Here is a 20930-nt window from a genome sequence, read left to right on the forward strand (position 1 = left end):
ACTGCTCAAGCTAGTACCTACATCGGGATGGTCGCCAGCAAACAGGCGCTTTCTCATCGCCAAAGCTTCAATAAAAAGTGGTTCCGCTTCGGTGTACCTTCCTTGGCTATTGTAGAGTAATGCTAAATTGTTCAAGCTAGTAGCTGCATAGGGATGGTCGCCAGCAAACAGGCGCTTTGTCATCGCCAAAGCTTCAATATAAAGCGGTTCCGCTTCGTTGTACCTTCCTTGGCTATCGTAGATTCCTGCTAAATTGTTCAAGCTATAAGCCACATAGGGATGGTCGCCAGCAAACAGGCACTTTGTCATCGCCAAAGCTTCAATAAAAAGCGGTTCCGCTTCGTTGTACCTTCCTTGGCTATAGTAGAGTCCTGCTAAATTGTTCAACCTATTAGCTACATAGGGATGGTCGCCAGCAAACAGGCACTTTGTCATCGCCAAAGCATCAATAAAAAGCGGTTCCGCTTCGCTGTACCTTCCTTGGCTATTGTAGAGTAAAGCTAAATTGCTCAAGCTAGTAGCCACATCCGGATGGTCGCCAGCAAACAAAGCTTGGTAAACTTTAACGCATTCCTCATACCAAGATTCTGCTAATTGATATAGTCCTTGTCCAGAGTAAAATCTTCCCACCCCCACAAATACCCAAATTATTTGGTCGTTGGGTACTGATACTGGAGAAATTATCTGTTCTTGTGTTGCTTGCTGAATCTCTGCAATTAACCGTTTTCCCAAGTCTTCGAGATGAGGAATAACATCCCTGACGCTTTCAATATCCTTTGAAGTGGGTGAATCGGGGAGGCTTTTAGCACTAGCTATCATAGCAGTAGCGAAAGTTTTTTCTAAAACTGATTTTATTGGATCGGTCTCAGCTAACTCTGCTTGCAAGAACCAGCGCACTAAGGCATGAATTTTATAATATCCTTCCCTTTCTTCTACTTGTTGCAGCAAGTTACTACCGTAGAGTTGCTTTTTAGCTGCGTTTAATTCGTCAGAACTCCACCCTATCAAAGCTGAGCTTCTGCTTTCTTCCTCGCTTGCAGGGAGGTTTTCTGTTTGGGGTGTTTCTGTTTCTGTTTCCTCAATGAATGGACTTGCTGTTGCTACCGAAATCACTAAATCCCAAAGAATCAATTGAGGAGCAAATAAACTCAAAAATATTCCCAATTGTTGGGCGAGTGGCTCAAGTTCTTCCCAAGTTAAATCAAAAGCGGCTTTAACTCCTAGTTGAGTTGAGTTGAGCGTTTCCCGATTTTGTAAGGATTCTTCTGCTAATTTGCGATCGCGCAATCGCCCAAACATGATATCTAAAGATATATCCGGATCGCGTACTAAATAGCCTCCCACTAACTGTATTCCCAAAGGCAAATATCCCAGACATTCACAGATTGCTGCTGCGGAATCTGGTTGCTTATCAACTCGCCTGTCTGTTTTCCCTAACAATCCTTTTAACAGTTGTACTGCTTTTCCTGGTTCTTTTTGTGGCGAGAGAACATCTAAGGGAATTTTTTGAATATAACTAGGGTCTAAATTTTCCAGTCGAGTAGTGATCAAAACTAGAAAGCGGTCATCGGTGGGAAAAACTTCTCGCAGCTCGCCTAAGTTGGTTATGTCATCGAAGATAATTAAAATGGGCAACCTAGCTTCAGGATATTGCGACCAACACCAAGCAACTTGTTCTTTAAGGCTTAATAGTTTTCCTCCTTGTTCTTGAGGAATCTCAAAACCGAATTTGACGAAAAACTGCAAAACTTCAGCAGCGATACTAGTTATCCTAGCATTGAACCAAGCAATTCCAGCATAATCTTGTTGATATCGTCTGGCGTATTGGGTGGCTAATTCAGTTTTGCCTACACCTCCCATCCCAGCAATAGCGATACAACCCCCACGGTGCAACTCTTGATGCAGCATTGCCAATTCTTGTTCTCGCCCGACAAAATGGACAGAACCACGATAAGGGATATTATATTTTGTCAGGCTTAACTTTGTCCGCGCCTCCTCGGACGACTGTAGTCAGTTAAATGTAACTGGGGCGTTAAATGTATTTCCTTGAAAGACGTTTTTTATTTCATCTGCCAACTTTTGATAATTAATGACACTTGGCTGTTGTGGCTGAGACTTCAAATTATCGGCTTGTTGTTCTATCGATTGAATAAACTTAGGATTTGGTTCGGCTTTAGCTGCTGTTGCTAATTCTTGTGCAGCTTGAGCTAGTTCAGGATTAGCCTTAGCCGCAGATTCTACTTCTAGTACAGCTTTGCCATAATCAAGTGCTTGCTCTGGGACTTTCTCTATAGCAACTACAGTATTGGGAGAGTGTTTGTTTAGCTTGACGATAAACTGATGAGTTTTATCCCATAAAGCTTCGCCTACCTTTTCGCCTGTTTTTTCTAGCGCTTTGGTGGCGACTACAGAGCCGATTGCGATCGCACTAGCGGTAAGTGGTTCCATATAGTATCTCTAGCTGGTGGGATTTTATTTACTTGTACACCACATGAGTTGTATTCTCAATTTCGGAGTCAAACTAAAAAACTCTTGATTTTCAACAGCCAGTCAGTACCTACCAAGAAGCCTCTGAATCCAAGCTAAGCTCGTGTGTATCTATACACTATCATAGTGAGAACGTAAAATTATTGTAGTGCGGGCATCTTGCCCGTGTTCCATATACCTGTGTAACGCGCAACAGCATATCCTTGGCTTAGATTAGGAATATACCCTTTATTTCCTAGCCGTTTCGAATATTTTGTTTATTTCGATTATTGCATTTGTTTTGTTGTACTAATATAATTGTGTACGAACCACACTAACCAGCTTTTCAGAGTCCCATGATTATTGCAGGGACAAGTTATTTGATTTAGGTATAACAATATGCCCAAGAATTTGCTAGTGACTATTGACACTCCAGCAAAACCTTTTGGTGATCGAAAAAGACAATCAAAGCAAAATTACGAAAAAGTTACACACCAACTAGTTAGCGCAGACGGGACACAAATACCTATTTCGGATGATGTGTTTAAAGTTTTGCTAGAAATCGTACCAATACTGGAACAAGGTCAAGCAACAGTAACTATTTCACCAAATAGTGCCGAAATATCTACTCAACAAGCAGCGGATATTCTCAATGTTTCCCGCCCCCATCTTGTAAAACTGTTGGATAATAATGAAATTCCTCATACAAAAACGGGGACTCATCGCAGGATCAAAGTAAAAGACTTAATGGATTATAAGGAAAAAAAAGATACTCAGTGTCGCCAATCACTTCGCGAGATGGTAGAGATTATGCAGGAAACCGGTTTATACTAGTCCTCGCGTGAGTGAAGAGTTGGCACTATAAACCTCTAAACAGCATAGACAGCATGAGAACCTATTCTTTCAGACCAAAGTGCTGCATCAGCTTGTTTCGCTCTTAACTGCAGGCTTGTTACAAGTAAATCATCACCTATCTCATATTCCCCTGTTTCAACATTAATCGAGATAATTTTCCCGATATTTTCTGGGGCTTCGACTTGAGGACGAATACTATTTTCATAGAGTTCTTTGCCACGTCGGGTAATTTCTTCGTCATTCAGTTTAGGCTTGGACATACAGTCAATATCCTCCAGTCAATTCTGTTCTATCTTGATTGTAAAGCAGAAAGTATAATGGTATAAAATGTTGTATTTTTGATCTTAAACTCGCTTAGGCTGCACGCAGAAAACTATTGACCACAATTACGAGAAATTAATAGTTTCAGCACCCTGTTCCATAAAGATGCTCAAAAGATCACATTGATCCAGTAAATCAACGAAAAAGATACCGTTTCAAAAAATGTTTACGACACATGATCTGTAAGGGCGAATGGCATTCGCCCTTACACGGGTACACACGGTTATCTGGCGCATTTTTTTAATTGGTATAAAGTTTTTTAGTTGTACTTTAAGTGCGCTAAAGCGCAACTACGAACAATGGGTGATTTTTCTAACCCCTTAAAAACAAGTGGTCTAATCATCTTCTAGCAAGGTCATCCAGACTTCAAATTCTCGCTCTTGCAAGTCAGCTAATTGACTATTTAAGCTTGATAGTTGCTTGTGTAATTCTTCAGCAACCTGGAGCATTCCCGCTTCTTGCGCGATTCTTAGCTGATTTTCTTTAATTAAAATTTGTCGAATTAAGTTGTCTTCAACACCTGTTAAGTCGTGATGTTGAGCAATCATAAGAAATACGCCCTAATGATTTGTGGTAAGATTGGCCTTACCGTGTGTGAGTGTTTGGCAATTTTATCAAAATTGTGCTCGTCTCCAAAAGACTGGCACGGTTAATGGCTTGTTTATTATTACCCCATATAGTAAAGTCCAGTCTGCACTTGCTATAATAAGAGATTGGTCTATTTTTGATGAGAACATATGAGACTTCCTATTGTTGCTATTATTGGTCGCCCGAATGTGGGCAAGTCAACGTTTGTCAATCGCTTAGCTGGTCAGCAGTCTGCTATTGTTCATGATGAGCCTGGAGTGACACGCGATCGCACATACTTACCCTCTTATTGGGGCGATCGCGAGTTTGTGGTTGTGGATACTGGTGGTTTAGTCTTCAATGACGACACAGAATTTTTACCCCTGATTCGTCAACAAGCAATGGCAGCACTAGCAGAAGCGAGTGCTGCTATTTTTCTGGTGGATGGTCAAACTGGACTAATACCAGCAGATCAAGAAATCGCTGAGTGGTTACGTCAACAACCTGTACCAGTTTTGCTGGCTGTAAATAAATGTGAATCACCAGAACAAGGTTCAATTCAAGCCGCCGAATTTTGGGAACTTGGATTAGGTGAACCTTTCCCAATCTCTGCTATTCATGGTAGTGGTACAGGAGAGCTACTCGATGAGCTAATCACTCATATCCCATCTGTACAAGACGTTCCAGAAACCAATGAAATTAAAGTGGCAATTGTGGGACGCCCAAATGTAGGGAAATCGAGTTTATTAAATGCTTTTGTGGGGGAACAAAGGGCAATAGTCAGCCCAATTTCTGGTACAACCCGTGATGCTATTGATACCGTGGTTGAACGCGATGGTCAAGCTTACCGCTTAATTGATACAGCAGGAATTAGAAAAAAGAAAAACGTAGAATATGGTACCGAATTCTTTAGTATCAACCGCGCTTTCAAAGCAATTCGTCGAGCAGATGTAGTCTTACTAGTAATAGATGCTGTTGATGGTGTTACTGAACAAGACCAAAAATTAGCTGGAAGGATTATTGAAGAAGGACGAGCTTGCATCCTTGTGGTTAATAAATGGGATGCTGTAGAAAAGGACTCTTACACGATCTACGACTACGAAAAACATCTGCAAGGAAGGTTACATTTTACAGAATGGGCAGAAACTATCTTTGTCAGTGCATTAACTGGACAACGGGTAGAAAAGATTTTAGAGTTGGTCAACACTGCATACGAAGCACACAAACGCCGTGTCAGCACTTCAGTAATTAACGATGTATTGGCAGAAGCTGTACTCTGGCATTCACCCCAAGTCTCACGCAGTGGGCGTCAGGGTAAGATTTACTATGGTACCCAAGTCAGCACTCAACCACCTACAATTGCTTTGTTTGTCAACGATGCAACACGCTTCAACGACAATTACCGCCGCTACATAGAACGTCAGTTCCGTCAACAACTAGGGTTTAAGGGTACTCCAATTCGTTTACTATGGCGGAGCAAAAAAGTTAGGGAAGTCGAAAGTAGCAATCTCAATCGCGCAACCCGTGTTTAAAGATTAAAAATGTTGATAATTATATTCAGGATTTTTAATTTTTATGGATTTACTGCGATCGCTACCACTTGGGCTTTACCTAGAACAGCCACAAACTTGGTTACACAAACTTGATCCGCGAGTTAAAGTTGTTTGGCTAATGAGCTTTCTGACAACCTACATCTTGGCAAACAACTTGTGGCGTGTCTTGCTGGTGATACTATTAATCACTATTACGTTAATAGCCAGGATTCCTAGACGGGTTTGGCAGCAACAGATGGGCTGGCTATTAATATTGTGCTTTTTTGTGTTGTTAATTGCTGCTATTAGTCCTGATGGATATGGAATAAATTATCAACCACGCCTACCTAGTACTGAGAGTGCGCAGCAGGTATTCTCTGGAGTCTCCGCTGATAAAAAAGACCATAAAGAATCGCATATTGCTCAACCTAAAAGTGCTAAAAGCTACAAATATATCCTATTTAGCCAGGGACCATTCACAGTAACTCGGCGATCTTTTGATTTAGGGGTAAGCTTAAGTACGATTTTATTTACTGTAATTTACAGCACGAATCTGTATTTGCTTACAACAGCACCAGAAGAAATTACAGCTGGTATGGAAGACTTAATGCAACCCCTCAAGAAACTAAAGGTACCTGTCACTGAAATAACTTTAATGTTAACTTTGTCTTTACGGTTTATTCCTTTAGTTTTAGAAGAGTTCCAAAATCTAATTCGCTCTGTTATGACAAGAGCAATTAATTGGAAAAAACTGGGATTTAAAGGAACAGTTAAAGTATGGTTAATTGTAGCAGAGCGACTTTTGGAAAATCTGCTCTTAAGAGCCGAGCAAATGGCTAATGCAATGGTGGTGCGGGGATTTACTAGCCCTAATGAACATCGAGTACAATGGCATGAATTACGTCTAACTAGACGCGACGCCTTTGCTATAGGAATTTTAATATTATTTTGGGGAATTCGTCTAGCAATAGGGACTCAATTGCCGTAGGGCAATTGCCGTAGGGCAATGGGCAAGGGGCATGGGGCATAGTATCGTAGGTTGGGTAGAGCGATAGCGAAACCCAACAAATCCCAGTCAATGTTGGGTTTCGTCCCTCAACCCAACCTACCTTCTACCTTCAATTTGAGTTTTTAGCTTGAGCGAGCAGTATCGCGTCCCTTTATATTTCGTTGGGTAACACGAGCATTCAACCCAATGCCCAATGCCCAATGCCCAATGCCCCTTGCCCTATGCCCCTTGCCCCATTTGCTTTTCCTTATCCAGTCTACGCTTTCTGGCGTAAAGCTGAATGCTAGCAGCCATAGCAATAACCAGAGCAACGATAACCCAAGCTGTGATATCAGTGGGTAGATTATTCTTGAACACAGCTAGCAACACGATTACCACTAGCATTACAGTAGGAGCTTCATTCAAAGCACGTAACTGCTGACTAGTCCAGCGACATTCGTCTGCTGCTAGCTTTTTCATCAAACGACTGCAGTAATGATGATAACCAAGCAAAAGGACAACAAACAGGAGTTTAACGTGCAGCCAACCTTCTTTAAGAACGTCTGGTTCTGTCGTCAGTAACCCGATCGCCATTGCTACCGTCACCAGCATTCCTGGAGTTGTAATGATGTTGTAGAGGCGTTTTTCCATTATTTGATACTGGTTCTTCAGTATCGTACGTGCTGGTTCTGGTTCTTGGTTTGCTTCAACGTGATAGATAAAAAGACGTACCAAGTAAAATAAGCCAGCAAACCAAACGACTATGCCGATAATGTGAAACGCTTTATACCAGGAATAAGCCATAAATCGTAACCTATCTATAGTTTTTCGGTAATTTGACGCACACCCCTAGTGCTATTAACTAACACGGACGAAGGGCAAAAGGTCTTCAAGAATTGTTTCATGATAATGTTCTTGAGGGTAATGCCCAACGTTGTTAAGTTTAATTAACTCTCCCTGGGGTACGGAGTTGACAAAGCTTTGCGCCATATCTACGCTTAGCCAAGGATCAATCATCCCCCATAAAACCAAAATTGGCTTTTGCCATTGTTTAAAGCCAGATTCAATTTCTGCCATGGCTGACTTTAATTGTAGATTACGAATAGTGGCTAACAAACCTCTTCCAGCAGCAGAAGTTGTTAAAAATGGTTTGCGGTAAACATCCAAATCCTCATCAGCTATACGGTATCGGCTACCACCTTCTAAGGTACGATCAACTAGTAGGGGGTCTTGGGTAATCATTTCACCAGCCAATGGTAAACCCATTTGCTGGATTTTCCAGGGTACGTTTGCTGTAGTTGAAATTGGTGTATTAAGTATAACTATGTTAGCAATTCGTTCTGGGTGACGTAAGGCGTACTGTAGTCCTACAGAACCTAAGAACCCTTGAACAACTAAGGAAAAACGTTCTAGTTCTAAGGTTTTTATAAATCCTTCTAATCCTGTGATAAATGCATCAGGCGTGTAAGCAAAATCTCTTTTTTCTGGTTTTGCTGAGAAGCCATAACCGAGCCAATCCGGTGCGATCGCTCTTGTTCCTTGTTCTGCTAAAGCGGGTATAATATTTCGCCAACTGTAACTCTGTGACGGTAACCCATGCAGCAATACCACGGGTAGTAAATCAGTATTTCCTATAGGTAAACTCTCACGGTAAAACCATTCGAGTGCCCCGACTTTAATTTTATTTTGTGTTATTGACATTTGAATCAAAAGCCTCATGCAAAGGCAAAAAAGCGGGGACAGTTATTAGCGTCAAACTGTCCCTCGCTAGGGTGAACAAATAATACAGCTAGCGCGGAAATAAAAATGCCGGTCAAAATTCCTGAAAAGGCTATGTCATAAGCTTTTGGAATTTTGAATTTTTAATTCCGCAAAGCGGTAGTAGTTTGTCGTTTGGAATCATTGGAAATAATCATCTCATGAATTGCGACAGCTGTAGCGGGTGCTAGTAAAACTCCGTTACGATAGTGTCCCGTCGCCAGGAGAACATTACTAAATCCTTGCAATTTCTCTATTATAGGTGCTGGGCGTCCTTCAGGGCGGGGACGTAATCCTGACCAACTACGGATAGTTGTTGCTTTAGCTAAATCTGGGCAAAAGCTAATTGCTTGTTGTTTGACAGAATCTAGCATTTCTTGATTGGGTTGTATCTCCTGAGTGTTAATAGGAAACTCAACTGTTGCACCCACCCAGTAATCTCTACTCCCCACAGGGACTATGTGAACATCATTACCAGTAATGGCTGGCTGAAAGTCAGGATTCCCTAAAGAATTTTCTAATGAGACTTGTAAAGCTTGTCCAAGTACAGGGCGAACGTCAACTATCTGTTTTAATTGTGATGTTAGGAGGTTGGAGCCTAGCCCAGCGGAGACGACAAACCAATCACCTGTAATTTTTCCTTGTGTTGTCTCAACTTCTGAACAAAAATGTTCATCGTCGCCGCGCTGGCAAGCAAGAGGTAATACATCAACACCGAATTTGAACTCAACACCATAGTGTCTTGCAGCATCGACTAGAGCGAGTGTTAAGGCTGTTGGATCAACTTGGCGATCGCGTGGTGAATACACAGCACCAATGATTTTCTCGTTACGTATCTGGGGACATGTTTTTTGAAGCTTAGCTGTGTCCCATATTTCTAAGGGGAAACCTTGAGAATGGCGAATTTCCGCTAATTTTTGCCATTCTGTTAAATCTTCTCCTTCAAAACAAAGACTGAGAATTCCTTGGCGATTAAAAGGGATGGTTTGATTTGTAAGGGCTTCAAGTTCTGGTATCCAAGCTTCATAGCGTTCGATGCTAGTCTGTCGTAAGCGCCAAGCCTTACCCTTGATTTTTTGGCTAATGACGCCCATTAAAACGCCTAGCGCTGCTTTTGTAGATGTTTGTGATAAGTAACTGGAGGGTGGTTGTTTGTCAAAAACTGTCACTTTCAGATCTTTGACTTGGCTAAGTTCATAGGCGATCGCGGCTCCAACCACACCGCAACCGATAATAACTACATTCATGGCTCGTTTGTTTTTGGTGGTTAGTTGTTAGGGATAATTTCTACAACTAACCATATATATGCTGTTAGTTTCACGTTTTTGAACGTGGTTATCTAACAACTATGACCTACTAACTATTGGTTTTTGGAAGCAGTTGTAGGAATTTATCAATATCTGTATACGCACCTTGGTAGTTATTTAAGGCACCTAGAGAGTTGCCCGTAGTAGCTGCTTGATCGATTTTAACTAGGTGGTCAAATAAACTCCGTCCCAGCTGACGTGCTATTTTTTGATCTTGAGGCAGAAGATTGGCAGCAATATAAGTCATATTTAACCTTGCTTCTGCCATCGGTCCATGGATAAAATTGCCTACCTTTACCCACTGTTTGTTTTCGATGAGCTTTTGTAGTTCCTGTGCGCGATCGCGCACAGATTGAATATCAGGCACGTACTCCTGAATTTTTTCCAGTTGCGCCGGTGTGTAGGTTGGCGGTGCTGTCGCAACAGTTGGGCTACCACAACTAATTAAGAATGTAGCCACGATGACTAGAATTAATGACAAAAGAGAGCGTTGACGCTTCATAAACTCAGCTTATTCGTCTACTGATTAACAGTGTCATTTTAGAACGAAGAGTGTAATTTCTCGTTCTGTTCAGAAACTAATTTTCGCTAAAATCCTTCCTTCGTACTTAAATTTTCTGCGAAAAAGCACCTTTGAGATTTTTTCAAAAAAAATTAAGTACAATTACTTAAGATACTAATTGTCAGTTTATGAAAATAGCAAATAACCACTACTATGCGGCATCTAAGTTTATACCAATTTTAGACTAAACGCCACACAATCATCCTTCTGGAGGTTTTTCTCTCGTCGATAACATAGGAGTTTTTTCGTGAACGCAGCTGAGATGGCAACAAATCTTGAATTCGCTAGCAAGATTGCTAATGTAGTTAATCTGTTCAAATTCGAGTTTCCTGATGCTAGATCAGACTTGAAACCCTGGAAAAATGATCCAGAAACTAGGGATTTAGTTGATCCCGACTCTATAGATATTGGGTTTCACTTTCCTGGTATTAGCAAATCTTGGCAAAGTCGCAGTATTTTGATTCAAATCCGTTTTTATCAAGATCCGTTAAACAATATACATCGCGCAATAGGTGTAGAAATTGCTGGGTTTAATCATCTGGGTGAGCAATGGCGACTTTCTACTGTGGAAAACTGGAGCTTTGTTGGTGCTGTTCAGCCTTCACCAGAAATAGGGGAAAAGCTAAAAAAATTTTGCAGACAGAGTTTGGAGGTGTTCAACAAACCGAGTGCTTAACTTTTGCAGTCAGCACAATAACTTGATTTATAGGTGCTAGAACGTTTGCCAAATAGAGTATAACGATTATCGCGGATTTGTTCATACAGTTTATCGCCTACTTGTTTGACTCCTGGTAAGGCACGATATGTTTCCACGAATAGGCTCCCTAAAGGTAATAATCGTCCAATTTCCTCAATAGCTGCACTACCCTGCCAGCGTTTTTCAGGAGCATCTGCATCAATTAAAATCATACCTAACTCGCAATCTTGCGGTGTGATTTGCCAATTGGAAAGTTGCTCCTCATCTTGCATCGAAATATAGCGAAATAGCTTTCCTTGGTCTAAAGTTTCCAAGATTTGCACGCCTGTAACGCAGAGATTACAGTTGCCGTCGTAGATAACATAGTAATTCATGAGAGCGTATGTTATTATTTGTATACTTTTTTAATGCTTTTTGAGAAGCTTAACAGCGATAGTTCTGGGATAAAAGTGATGCCAGAGAAAAAAGTTTTAACAATTGATTTTACTCAAGAAGATGCTTGTTCAGGGATTTTTGAGCGATCGCCCTTAATTTCAAGCCACAGAACCAATTGGGATGGTATTCGCCTAGATTATTATCGACACCCCCCTCATGAAACACCAGAACATACCTCTCCACAACATATTATAGCTATTTGTCTCCATCCAGGAGTAATCAAAGCAGAGCGGATGTTAGACGGACGTACTCAAAGCGAACAAATGACTTATGGTGATGTTATTGTGATTCCTGCAACAAGTTATCACAAAGCAAGCTGGGAGTCGGAAGGAGAATTTTTACTCCTAAGTCTAGAAAGAGATCTATTTAGCCGTACTCTTTCTGAATCAATAGACTTACAGCGATTTGAGATTATACCACACTTTGCTTCGCAGGCTCCCCTGATTCACCATATTGGATTAGCACTTAAATCAGAATTAGAATCTGGTATTAAGGGTGGTCATATTTATATCGAATCATTAGCGACTACTCTGTGTATACACTTATTGAGACATTACTCTACATCCTTTGCATCAATTTCTAGACACTCTCAGGGGCTCCCTCAACACAAGCTAAGACAAGCAACTGAGTATATTAATGAAAATCTAGAAAAGGATTTAACATTAAATGAGCTTTCCGCAGTTGTTGGAATGAGTATGTATCATTTCTCTCGTTTGTTCAAACAGTCCACAGGCTTTTCTCCTCACCAATACGTTCTAAATTGTCGAATTGAGAAGGCAAAAAGGCTATTGATTCGAACAGAGGAAGCAATCGACCAAATTTGCCAGCAAGTAGGTTTTCAAAATCAGAGCCATTTCACAAACGTATTTCGCAAACTTTTAGGCACAACTCCTAACGCTTACAGGAAACATGCCAAAATTTAGCGAAATTGGTAGCTCAAAGAGTAATAGTAAGCCGTTACACATTTAGTTTTTATACAGGACGCGGGCAAGATGCCCGCACTACAATAATTTTACATTTTCGCCTTATAAAATTTAGCTGCGCATCAGCTTACCTTAAGGCTACCAAACCTCGGCATTTCTCATGTATTGCTTTTATAGTACTTTTGTACTAAAATATAAGAGCAGATATCAATTACGCAGGCGTTGCGTCTAGATCACAAGAATAACTTCGTAGGGTTTAGGGGGAAAGGTACAAACTCTCTTTAGACCCTTTTTTTATCAAAACCTCGCCCTTGAACTTAAGACGAGGGTGGGGTAAGTGCATTTTGTTGTAACAAGCGAGCATGAATCTCTCTCAATTGCTCTTGAGTATTAATTGGCGATCTAGGTTGTGGTAATTCTGTATTAGGCCAGTTAGATAGATCATTACAAGGACATAACTCAGAAGGCATACCTATACTATAAACAGGGATTGGCAAAGAACAACGACAGCAAATATTCATCTCCCATGCAGGTGTGAGCAATTCGGCAATAGTTTCTTGCGTACCTTGTAAATAACAATCCCTAGCTCCATTAGAAATAATTTTTTGCCAAATCTCTTCAAATTCCTCACTATAGCGATCGCCTTGAATCACCTGTTTAGGCTGCATAGTGGCTGCACCGTTGCCAACCACAACCTTCTTTCCTAGTTGGAACCAGTAAGCCAAGTATTGCTTTACTTCTTGTTGTGATGCCATAAGCTTATTTGAAATTATATATACAGCATAAATAAAAATTAGGGGACTGGGGATTGGGGATTGGGGATTGGGGATTGGGTACTGGGATTTACAAGCATATCAATTTATAAGTTTTTCTCTGCCCCTGCTTCCCCTGCTCCCCCTGCTTCCCCTGCTCCCCCTGCTCCTACTGCCTACCCCCTAACCCCTTGTTCATCTTCCTTCACTGGTAAAGGGGCGCCAAGCAAACTCAGATTCAAAACGTGACCACCAGTAACCAAGTAAACGTCCTGGCAGATAGAACCTAAATGGCGTACCAGGGAACCTAGGCGATCGCGGAACTTCCTTCCTATAGGATAAGCTGGTACAACTCCCCAACCGGTTTCCTCTGCCACAAAAATCATATCCGCCGCAACTAGTTGTACTGTTTCCAAAAAATCTTGAACAGTATCTTGCCAGCTAATATCGTCTTGTTCTAAAAAATTAGTCACCCAAGTCCCCAAAGAATCTACCAAAAGACAGGTATTTGGCTTGGCATCAGCCAATGTAGTAGATAATTCATAAGGGACCTCCAATGTTACCCAGTCTTGGGAACGCCGTTTTTGGTGTTGTTGGATGCGCAGAAGCCACTCTGGATCTGCAGGCACAAGAGTCCCGGTTGCCACATAAACAACCTTTTTGTGCGACTGCATCGCTAGAGTTTCTGCCCATTCACTTTTACCAGACCGAGCTGGACCTATTACCAAGGTGAGTTTACTCACAGTTGTTTCCCAAGTATCTTAATATTATTAGTAGGGGTTGCAATCTTTCACCATAATTTGTAATGTCACGGATGGGATTTCTTCCCATATAACTTTTAATAGAGTAAATTACCACCAAAATCGTTAATGCAACTACTGAGAAAATCTACATCTTATACTTTGTCCAGGGGTTATGTTGAAGTTATATATAACTCCAAGATAATCCATACCCCCTCACCATAGAAAGGTGAACGGTAGTCCAGTCAAGGACGACATACCGCAAGAAAATCCAACTCTAGTGGGAGAGGTTTCCCGTAGCGCTCGTGCAAGGGGGCACAGGCAACTTTCAGAGAAACACACTACTCAAATCGGTTAACCTGCATCGGCAAGTTTCGTTCCTAAAGAGCTGACTTGTCTAAGCAACAAAGCTCACTTGGATGAGCGTCCTAAAGAAGAAGTCAGGAGACAGGAGTCAGAAGTCAGAATACACCGCCCATAAAGGGATGATGTTTTAACACTCATTTTCAACCCCTGTCTGGGAAACGAGTAGATAAGGTTTTAACCCAATAATCATTCTGACTCCTGAATTCTGAGTGCTGACTTCTGATACACATACTGATAGCGGATTTTAGCCTAAACGCTAAAAGAAACACCAAAAGGCATAGTAAACTTTCGAGATTTCCTATGAAAGCAAGCTTAAAACGTATTGAGGCAACTATACATGATTTGGAAACTCGTGACATAAGTTCCAACGATGAACAAAGTAGTTCCCCAAAGCGCTCTTTCTCCTTCAGAATCAGCGTAGGAGCAAAAGAAGGCTACACAGCCGTGGATGATATTTTGCCATCTGAAGAGGAACTATTTACACCATTACACCAACAGAATTTACTGCCTCATAATTCTTCTGTCCAGACTTTTCCAGCACAATAAATCGCAGGCAAGACTCCCATCTTACCACAATTCAAAGCTCCCAGTTTTACGAGCCATCGTAACGCAGCAAATCCAGCATTGGCGATGAATCTTTTGCAAGAGATTCAAGATAAAGCGTTGTGTTGGCAGGTAGAACTGCAAAAAATCATCATCAAAATTCAAGATCTTTATATAGAAGGACCGATTGTCAACGGTTGGCTAGAGTCTCATGAAAAGGAACCAGAGCCAAAAGCAGCAGCAACTGCAACGCTTCGCCATGGAGAAGTTGAGCATCTGATAGACTATGTAGAAGAAATTTGTGCGAATGGTAAAAAAATAGCCTATCAAGCTCCCCGTGCTGGGTATCGTCTGTGTGGGTTAAATGCCGCTGGGGAAGTTTGGTCACGTCCCTGTCCTCCAGATCAAGTAGCAAGCGTTAGTATGGCGATCGCTCGTTACCAAAAACTACGCCAACTTTTAGGACGTAAACAATACCTAGAAACCCGCCTAACTCAACTAGCTGAAAGTCTTGTAGTTTTACACACCCATATCGCCGAAGTCTGAGATCGGATCAATTCCGAATATACTCGGTTGGAGACTTAAAATTTTTGTTCTACATTACCGTAAGAACCAGATCCTCTCATTGGATACAAGCCCAAGCATATTGCTGCTGAATATCCCATATTTAGAAAGCGCGGTAGTGTCAGTAGTTGGTACAACAGAGGAAACTTTGAAATTTCCTCAACGCGGGGAGACTGCGTTGAGGAATTTCTGTTTCAAGAAGCGAACCTCACAAGGTTATACCCTAATGAGGGAGGATAACCCAGTGACTTCCAATCGTTACTCCTGCACTAACAAGTAAATCAGAATCCTCAATCACTTCTATGCCAAGCACAAAAATTTCTGCCATTATCTGTACTCACAATCGAGATACCTATTTAGGCGCTGCTATAGATAGCCTTTTGGCTCAGGATTTTGCTGATGGTTTTGAAGTTGTGGTAGTGGATAATGGATCGATTGATCAAACTCGCAGTGTCGTAGAACAAAGAACCCAAAACCCCCTGCTCAAGTATGTGTTTGAGCCTACCATTGGCTTATCGGTTGCACGTAACACTGGAGCTAAAGTAGCTTGTGGGGAAATTCTGGCGTACCTAGATGACGATGCTGTTGCTAGCTCTCATTGGCTGCAAGCGTTGTATTCTGCTTATCAAAATAACTCTAATCTGGCGATCGCAGGTGGTAAAGTTACCCTGTTATGGCCTGATAATATCGAACCTCCACGGTGGTTATCAAAAGGATTAGCTGTTAACTTAGGTGCATATGATTTAGGAGAAAGTATAATTTTTATAGAAAATCCGGGTTTAACCCCTAGAGGATTAAATTACTCGCTCCGCCGCAGCTTTTTAACAGAAATAGGAGGTTTTGATACTCACCTTGGTCGAATAGGCAAAAAATTATTATCAAACGAAGAACTGCAGATGACTGAACTTGCCCTTCAAAAAGGTTGGCAAGTCGCTTATCTTCCTAACGCCTTAGTTGCTCACAATGTTTCCCCAGAACGTCTCAAACGTTCATGGTTTATTAATCGAGGATGGTGGCAGGGTATCAGTGAGTGTTATAGAGAACAACTTGCCGGGAAAGCGGGTATAGGTCAACTCCAGCTAGGTAGCGAAAGGTTTCTACGTGGCTTATACAAAGCATTGCAGTATTTTTCAGATCCAGCAGAACGTTTTGACAAATTAGTCTATGCCTACGGTCAAATTGGATACTTAAATGCAGCTATTCAGGGTCTTTTATCAAAGAAGGGAAGAGGTAGCTCTTAGTAGGGAGCAGGGGAGCAGAGGAGTGAGTAGATCCCCAATCCCCAATCCCCAATCCCCAATCCCCAGTACCCAATCCCCAGTACCCAATCCCCAATCCCCAATCCCCCATGCCCCATGCCCCATAACCTCCGAAAAGATATGAAAGTTCCAGTTTCCGTAATTATTCCAGCAAAAAATGAGGAAGTGAATTTACCAGCCTGCCTTGCCAGTGTCCAAAGGGCAGATGAAATATTTGTCGTTGATTCTCAAAGTAACGATAAAAGCGTTGAAATAGCGAAAAGCTGCGGCGCTAATGATGTACAGTTCCACTTTAATGGACGATGGCCAAAAAAGAAAAATTGGTCTTTAGACAACATTCCTTTCCGTAATGAATGGATACTGATTGTCGATTGCGATGAGCGAATTACTCCTGAACTGTGGGAAGAAATTGCATCTGCAATCCAAAATCCAGAATACAGTGGTTACTACTTGAACCGTCGGGTATTTTTCTTAGGTCACTGGCTTCGCTACGGTGGTAGATATCCTGATTGGAACATGCGCTTATTTAAGCATACAGCAGGTCGCTACGAAAACCTCCATACTGAAGATATTCCTAATACTGGTGATAATGAAGTCCACGAACATGTTGTGTTAGCAGGGAAGGCTGGATATCTTAAAAACGATATGATTCACGAGGACTTTCGCAACCTTTACCATTGGATAGAACGTCACAACCGTTATTCTAACTGGGAAGCTCGTGTGTATCTTAATTTACTTCTTAATAAAGATGAAAGCGGAACTATAGGTGCAAATCTCTTCGGTGATGCAGTACAACGGAAACGCTTTTTAAAAAAAGTGTGGGTACGTCTACCATTTAAACCATTTTTACGTTTTATTTTGTTTTATATTATTCAGCGTGGTTTTTTAGATGGAAAAGCTGGATACATCTATGCACGCCTTTTAAGTCAATACGAGTATCAAATAGGAGTGAAACTGTACGAATTACGCTACTGTGGTGGTCAGCTAAACACTAACATGACATCAACTGCTACACAGTCCTCCCTCACTGAGGAAGTTAGACAAACAGCAACTTATAATAACTGAACTCCTGAGAAATAAGGCCTTTTTGTGAAATCGCCCAACAGATGTTATGGGGATTTACTTTCTATTGTCGCTCTTGTCAAGAATGAATAATGACCAATGACTCGTTTGTAGATTTACGTAAATATGACCAATCCTGGTTTGATAGGGGGCGTCCTGGTTGGTATATTTTGTTATGGTGGTTTGTACAAGCGATCGCCTTCCCTCTCAGCCCTCATCCATTGAATAGCGTACGTTGCTTTTTGCTGCGTTTGTTTGGTGCTCAAGTTGGTAAAGGAGTTTTAATTCGACCAACCGCCCGCTTTTCCTATCCTTGGAAAATCTCTATTGGAGATTATAGCTGGATTGGAGATGATGTAGTTTTATACAGCCTTGATAAAATTAATATCGGAGAACACTGTGTAATCTCCCAAAAGAGCTATCTTTGTACTGGTAGTCATAACATGAATGACCCAGCTTTTGGTTTAAAAACAGCAAGTATTACCATTGGTAACGGCGTATGGATTGCAGCGGATTGCTTTATTGGGCTGGGAGTAAAAATTGAATCTAATGCCGTCATAGGCGCTCGTAGCAGTGTTTTTAGTAACATACCTGCTGGGCAAGTTGCTTGGGGAACGCCTTGTCATCCACGCTACCCTAGAAAAAGAGGGGTAGAGGATGAAAAAGATGGGCAGTATAGAGCAACAAACTACAATTGAGGGCATTTATGAGGTATGCATTGGTGTCAATGACCCAATTTGTGCTATTCAATATTGGGAGAATTTTGGTTATCGCATTGGTCAAGTTGGTGAGTTAACCGCATCTGTCGCGAAGCAATTGTATGGAGTAGATTCGTCTTTACGCTCGATTCGCCTTGATCACCAAAGTGCGGATCACGGCTTGATTCGTCTCATGGTTTGGGAAAACCCTACTAATGAAGGTTTAGGGATGACATCAATGAAAGTGAAGGGTAATCGTTGGGCAACAACCTTAACGACTGACATACTAAACATCCTAAATCATGTAGAAGAAGCAAAGGCAGCTAATTGGGCTATTAGGTACACCAACCCTCACTGGGAAGTTATTTACAATAAGCACCGGAAAAGTCGCCCTTTCACAGAAGCACCAGTAGGAGTGAGAGAAATGCTCATGGTGCAACCTTTAACTCGCCAGGTTCTTTTTCAAAGGTATGGTTATTCTCTGCCACATTACGGAATCATCAATGAAAGTTCTGCTTTCAAAACTAGCCAATTCACTCACATGGGCATGGTTATTCAGGATGATAGTAAGGAAACCTTGAAGTTTTATGATGAAGTTTTGGGTTTATTGCGTGTACGTGATGATGTTGAAACCAGTTATGAATCATCACTAGCAGGTAGAGAGATTTTTGATCTTCAACCAGGAGAAAAGTTTTTTGTAACTGCTTTTGATGATCCCCGTTCTTCCCAGACTGATCTATTGGCTGCACGTTCTGGTAGACTTTACATTATTCGATTTCCCAGTTCCGTGGAATTGAATTCGCGGTTTGAAGCAGCGCAACCTGGTAGTTTGGGGATGTGTTTGTACACTTACCGAGTCAAAGATATCAATAGCAAGCGGGATCAAATAACAGCCAGTCCTGTACAAAAATTTACAAACATCGTTAACAACGAGTTTGACGAGCCAAGTTTTTCCTTTGTTTCACCCGACGGATACTTTTGGACACTGCATGCAATCGACTAGTACCGCAAGGCGGAATTCACTCATTCGCTCATTCAAAATTCTGTTAGGAATACAGCGTAGGCTTTTCAGAGATTTTGAATGGTATGCTTATTTACGCCGCAGTGTACTAGATTATTTGAGATCTTCTCACCCGTTGCTTGCTGTCTGTTTCCTATTCTCTATCAATGTTTGTTGTAATGCAGTGTGTTTATTTACTCGTACTTAAAAATCGAACTTACTTTGCTATGTATACTAAAAAGCGCTTGAGAGTTCTGCTCAACCAAGCGCTCCTTTGGATAACTTTATACCAAATCACTGGGTTAATGCAACATTTAAAATGCACAATACTCCATATATATGAAGTATTTGCAAAAATAACCTGTGGCAAAAATATAGCGAAGTGGTATCACTCCTTGCACAAAATTAGAATACCGCTTCTGCAATTAAACGGGGAATCTTGAGAGTGACAGTTTCTCAACTGACACTAGTAGTACAGAGTAAAAATCAGTTACATCTTTATCTTAGATAGCAACAATACGGTTCTGAACAGTATATTTATAAATATTTGACAGATTGCAGCACAGACACGAAGATTTTTGGCGTTTTTGAATGTATATTTTATGCTAGTTGGGGGGTAACAACGCTGTCTAAATTTATGCAACAAAATAAAGTAAAAAAATCAGTAATTCCGGCAGCTGGTTTCGGCACTCGGTTATTTCCAGCGACTAAAGTTGTTAAAAAAGAACTGTTCCCGGTTATTGACAAAGATGGTAGGGCGAAGCCTGTGATTATGACGATTGTTGAAGAAGCAATCAATTCTGGGATCGAGGAGATAGGAATTGTCGTGCAACCAAACGACGAAGAAATTTTCGCAGATTTTTTTAAAAAACCAGCTTCAAAAGAACTTTTGGACAAACTTTCGCCTGCAAATCGAGATTATAACCAATATCTTCAAGATCTAGGTGAAAGAGTTACGTTTTTAAAGCAAACTGAACAAGAAGGCTACGGTCATGCTGTGTTTTGTGCTCATCAGTGGGTAAAAAACGAGCCATTTTTGTTGATGTTGGGTGACCATATTTACTCATCAAATACGGACAAATCATGTACGAGTCAAATTTTAGATGTTTATGAAAAAGGCAACCAAAGTGTTATTGGATTAACCAAAATGCCAGCAGAAATTATTCATAAAGCTGGTTGCGCAACTGGGGTTTGGCAAGAGTCAAATTCGCTACTTTCTCTTTCCAAAATATCTGAAAAACCAGAAATTGAGTATGCACGTAAGCATCTACGTGTAGAAGGAATGGCAGAAGATGAGTTTCTCTGTATGTTTGGATTGTACGTACTTACGCCAAAAATATTTGATTTCCTCAATGAACACATTCAAAAGAACTTTCGAGAGAGGGGTGAGTTTCAGTTGACATCTTGTCTCGATAGGTTGTGCCAAGAAGAAGGGATGACAGGATATATCGTCAAAGGCAAGTGTTTTGACACTGGTGTTCCAGATGCTTATCGCCAAACGTTGATTGATTTTCAGTCGTGAAATTAGATTCTTT

Annotated in this window: 21 protein-coding genes and 1 pseudogene; 11 read left to right on the plus strand and 11 right to left on the minus strand. The window is 41.2% G+C overall.

The features are described from left to right. Positions 1-1908, minus strand: a 1908-nt coding sequence (locus tag G4P69_RS29005) for a tetratricopeptide repeat protein (RefSeq protein WP_208352914.1), incomplete at its 3' end; no start/stop codon positions are given. A gap of 102 nt (positions 1909-2010) precedes the next feature. After that, positions 2011-2448: a hypothetical protein gene (locus G4P69_RS29010; RefSeq protein ID WP_208339511.1), complete on the minus strand. Its 438-nt coding sequence runs from the start codon at positions 2446-2448 to the stop codon at positions 2011-2013. 417 nt (positions 2449-2865) lie between these two features. Between G4P69_RS29010 and G4P69_RS29015 the strand changes: the two genes are divergently transcribed. Next, positions 2866-3300, plus strand: a complete 435-nt coding sequence (locus G4P69_RS29015; RefSeq protein ID WP_208339512.1) for a helix-turn-helix domain-containing protein — start codon at positions 2866-2868, stop codon at positions 3298-3300. 35 nt (positions 3301-3335) lie between these two features. On the opposite strand, the gene G4P69_RS29020 is transcribed toward G4P69_RS29015, so the two are convergent. Next, positions 3336-3581 carry a hypothetical protein gene (locus G4P69_RS29020; RefSeq protein WP_208339513.1) on the minus strand — a complete coding sequence of 82 codons (246 nt, stop codon included), beginning with the start codon at positions 3579-3581 and terminating at the stop codon, positions 3336-3338. Between the two features lie 396 nt (positions 3582-3977). Then, entirely contained in the window at positions 3978-4190 is a 213-nt protein-coding gene (locus G4P69_RS29025) for a hypothetical protein (RefSeq protein ID WP_208339514.1), read from the minus strand. Positions 4191-4379: 189 nt separating this feature from the next. Between G4P69_RS29025 and der the strand changes: the two genes are divergently transcribed. Together der and G4P69_RS29035 are read left to right on the plus strand one after the other, a co-directional pair. Then, positions 4380-5741, plus strand: a complete 1362-nt coding sequence (der, locus tag G4P69_RS29030; RefSeq protein ID WP_208339515.1) for a ribosome biogenesis GTPase Der — start codon at positions 4380-4382, stop codon at positions 5739-5741. A gap of 43 nt (positions 5742-5784) precedes the next feature. Further along, positions 5785-6729: an energy-coupling factor transporter transmembrane component T family protein gene (locus tag G4P69_RS29035; RefSeq protein ID WP_208339516.1), complete on the plus strand. Its 945-nt coding sequence runs from the start codon at positions 5785-5787 to the stop codon at positions 6727-6729. 240 nt (positions 6730-6969) lie between these two features. Here G4P69_RS29035 and hemJ read toward each other — a convergent pair whose 3' ends face one another. From hemJ to psbQ, 4 genes are all read right to left on the minus strand, one after another. Continuing rightward, positions 6970-7533 (minus strand): protoporphyrinogen oxidase HemJ, encoded by a 564-nt coding sequence (gene hemJ / locus G4P69_RS29040; RefSeq protein ID WP_208339517.1) that lies wholly within the window; start codon positions 7531-7533, stop codon positions 6970-6972. A 54-nt stretch (positions 7534-7587) separates the two neighbouring features. Next, entirely contained in the window at positions 7588-8430 is an 843-nt protein-coding gene (locus tag G4P69_RS29045; protein WP_208339518.1) for an alpha/beta fold hydrolase, read from the minus strand. Positions 8431-8591: 161 nt separating this feature from the next. Next, positions 8592-9734, minus strand: coding sequence for an NAD(P)/FAD-dependent oxidoreductase (locus G4P69_RS29050; protein ID WP_208339519.1), 1143 nt, complete (start codon positions 9732-9734; stop codon positions 8592-8594). A 109-nt stretch (positions 9735-9843) separates the two neighbouring features. Further along, positions 9844-10296: a photosystem II protein PsbQ gene (gene psbQ, locus G4P69_RS29055; protein ID WP_208339520.1), complete on the minus strand. Its 453-nt coding sequence runs from the start codon at positions 10294-10296 to the stop codon at positions 9844-9846. A gap of 307 nt (positions 10297-10603) precedes the next feature. On the opposite strand from psbQ, the gene G4P69_RS29060 reads away from it, so the two are divergent. Further along, positions 10604-11032, plus strand: a complete 429-nt coding sequence (locus G4P69_RS29060) for a hypothetical protein (protein ID WP_208339521.1) — start codon at positions 10604-10606, stop codon at positions 11030-11032. On the opposite strand, the gene G4P69_RS29065 is transcribed toward G4P69_RS29060, so the two are convergent. Beyond that, on the minus strand, positions 11029-11427 hold the full coding sequence (locus tag G4P69_RS29065) for a thiol-disulfide oxidoreductase DCC family protein (protein WP_208339522.1): 399 nt from the start codon (positions 11425-11427) through the stop codon (positions 11029-11031). The genes G4P69_RS29060 and G4P69_RS29065 overlap by 4 nt on opposite strands. Before the next feature lie 78 nt (positions 11428-11505). Here G4P69_RS29065 and G4P69_RS29070 point away from each other — a divergent pair, with 78 nt between their 5' ends. Next, the gene (locus tag G4P69_RS29070) at positions 11506-12411 is read left to right on the plus strand and encodes a helix-turn-helix domain-containing protein (RefSeq protein WP_208339523.1); all 906 of its coding nucleotides are present in this window, start codon (positions 11506-11508) and stop codon (positions 12409-12411) included. 317 nt (positions 12412-12728) lie between these two features. On the opposite strand, the gene G4P69_RS29075 is transcribed toward G4P69_RS29070, so the two are convergent. Together G4P69_RS29075 and cobU are read right to left on the minus strand one after the other, a co-directional pair. Further along, complete coding sequence (locus tag G4P69_RS29075; protein ID WP_208339524.1) at positions 12729-13166, minus strand: hypothetical protein; 438 nt, start codon at positions 13164-13166, stop codon at positions 12729-12731. 173 nt (positions 13167-13339) lie between these two features. Continuing rightward, complete coding sequence (cobU, locus tag G4P69_RS29080; protein WP_208339525.1) at positions 13340-13906, minus strand: bifunctional adenosylcobinamide kinase/adenosylcobinamide-phosphate guanylyltransferase; 567 nt, start codon at positions 13904-13906, stop codon at positions 13340-13342. 663 nt (positions 13907-14569) lie between these two features. Here cobU and G4P69_RS29085 point away from each other — a divergent pair. The 6 genes and pseudogenes from G4P69_RS29085 (at position 14570) to G4P69_RS29110 (ending at position 20917) form a co-directional block, all read left to right on the plus strand. Continuing rightward, a pseudogene (locus G4P69_RS29085) lies at positions 14570-15358 on the plus strand (hypothetical protein). 320 nt (positions 15359-15678) lie between these two features. Further along, entirely contained in the window at positions 15679-16617 is a 939-nt protein-coding gene (locus G4P69_RS29090; RefSeq protein WP_208339537.1) for a glycosyltransferase family 2 protein, read from the plus strand. Between the two features lie 138 nt (positions 16618-16755). Further along, positions 16756-17700, plus strand: coding sequence for a glycosyltransferase family 2 protein (locus tag G4P69_RS29095; protein WP_208352918.1), 945 nt, complete (start codon positions 16756-16758; stop codon positions 17698-17700). A gap of 89 nt (positions 17701-17789) precedes the next feature. Beyond that, positions 17790-18395 (plus strand): hormogonium polysaccharide biosynthesis acetyltransferase HpsU, encoded by a 606-nt coding sequence (hpsU, locus tag G4P69_RS29100; RefSeq protein WP_208339541.1) that lies wholly within the window; start codon positions 17790-17792, stop codon positions 18393-18395. Beyond that, a complete protein-coding gene (locus G4P69_RS29105) occupies positions 18355-19398 on the plus strand; it encodes a VOC family protein (RefSeq protein ID WP_243902171.1) in 1044 nt (347 codons plus the stop codon). The genes hpsU and G4P69_RS29105 overlap by 41 nt, the downstream gene beginning before the upstream one ends. Positions 19399-20032: 634 nt before the next feature. Then, complete coding sequence (locus G4P69_RS29110; RefSeq protein ID WP_208339542.1) at positions 20033-20917, plus strand: UTP--glucose-1-phosphate uridylyltransferase; 885 nt, start codon at positions 20033-20035, stop codon at positions 20915-20917. The last annotated feature ends 13 nt before the right edge of the window (positions 20918-20930 follow it).

The organism is Aetokthonos hydrillicola CCALA 1050, from assembly GCF_017591665.1.
Lineage (GTDB): Bacteria > Cyanobacteriota > Cyanobacteriia > Cyanobacteriales > Nostocaceae > Aetokthonos > Aetokthonos hydrillicola.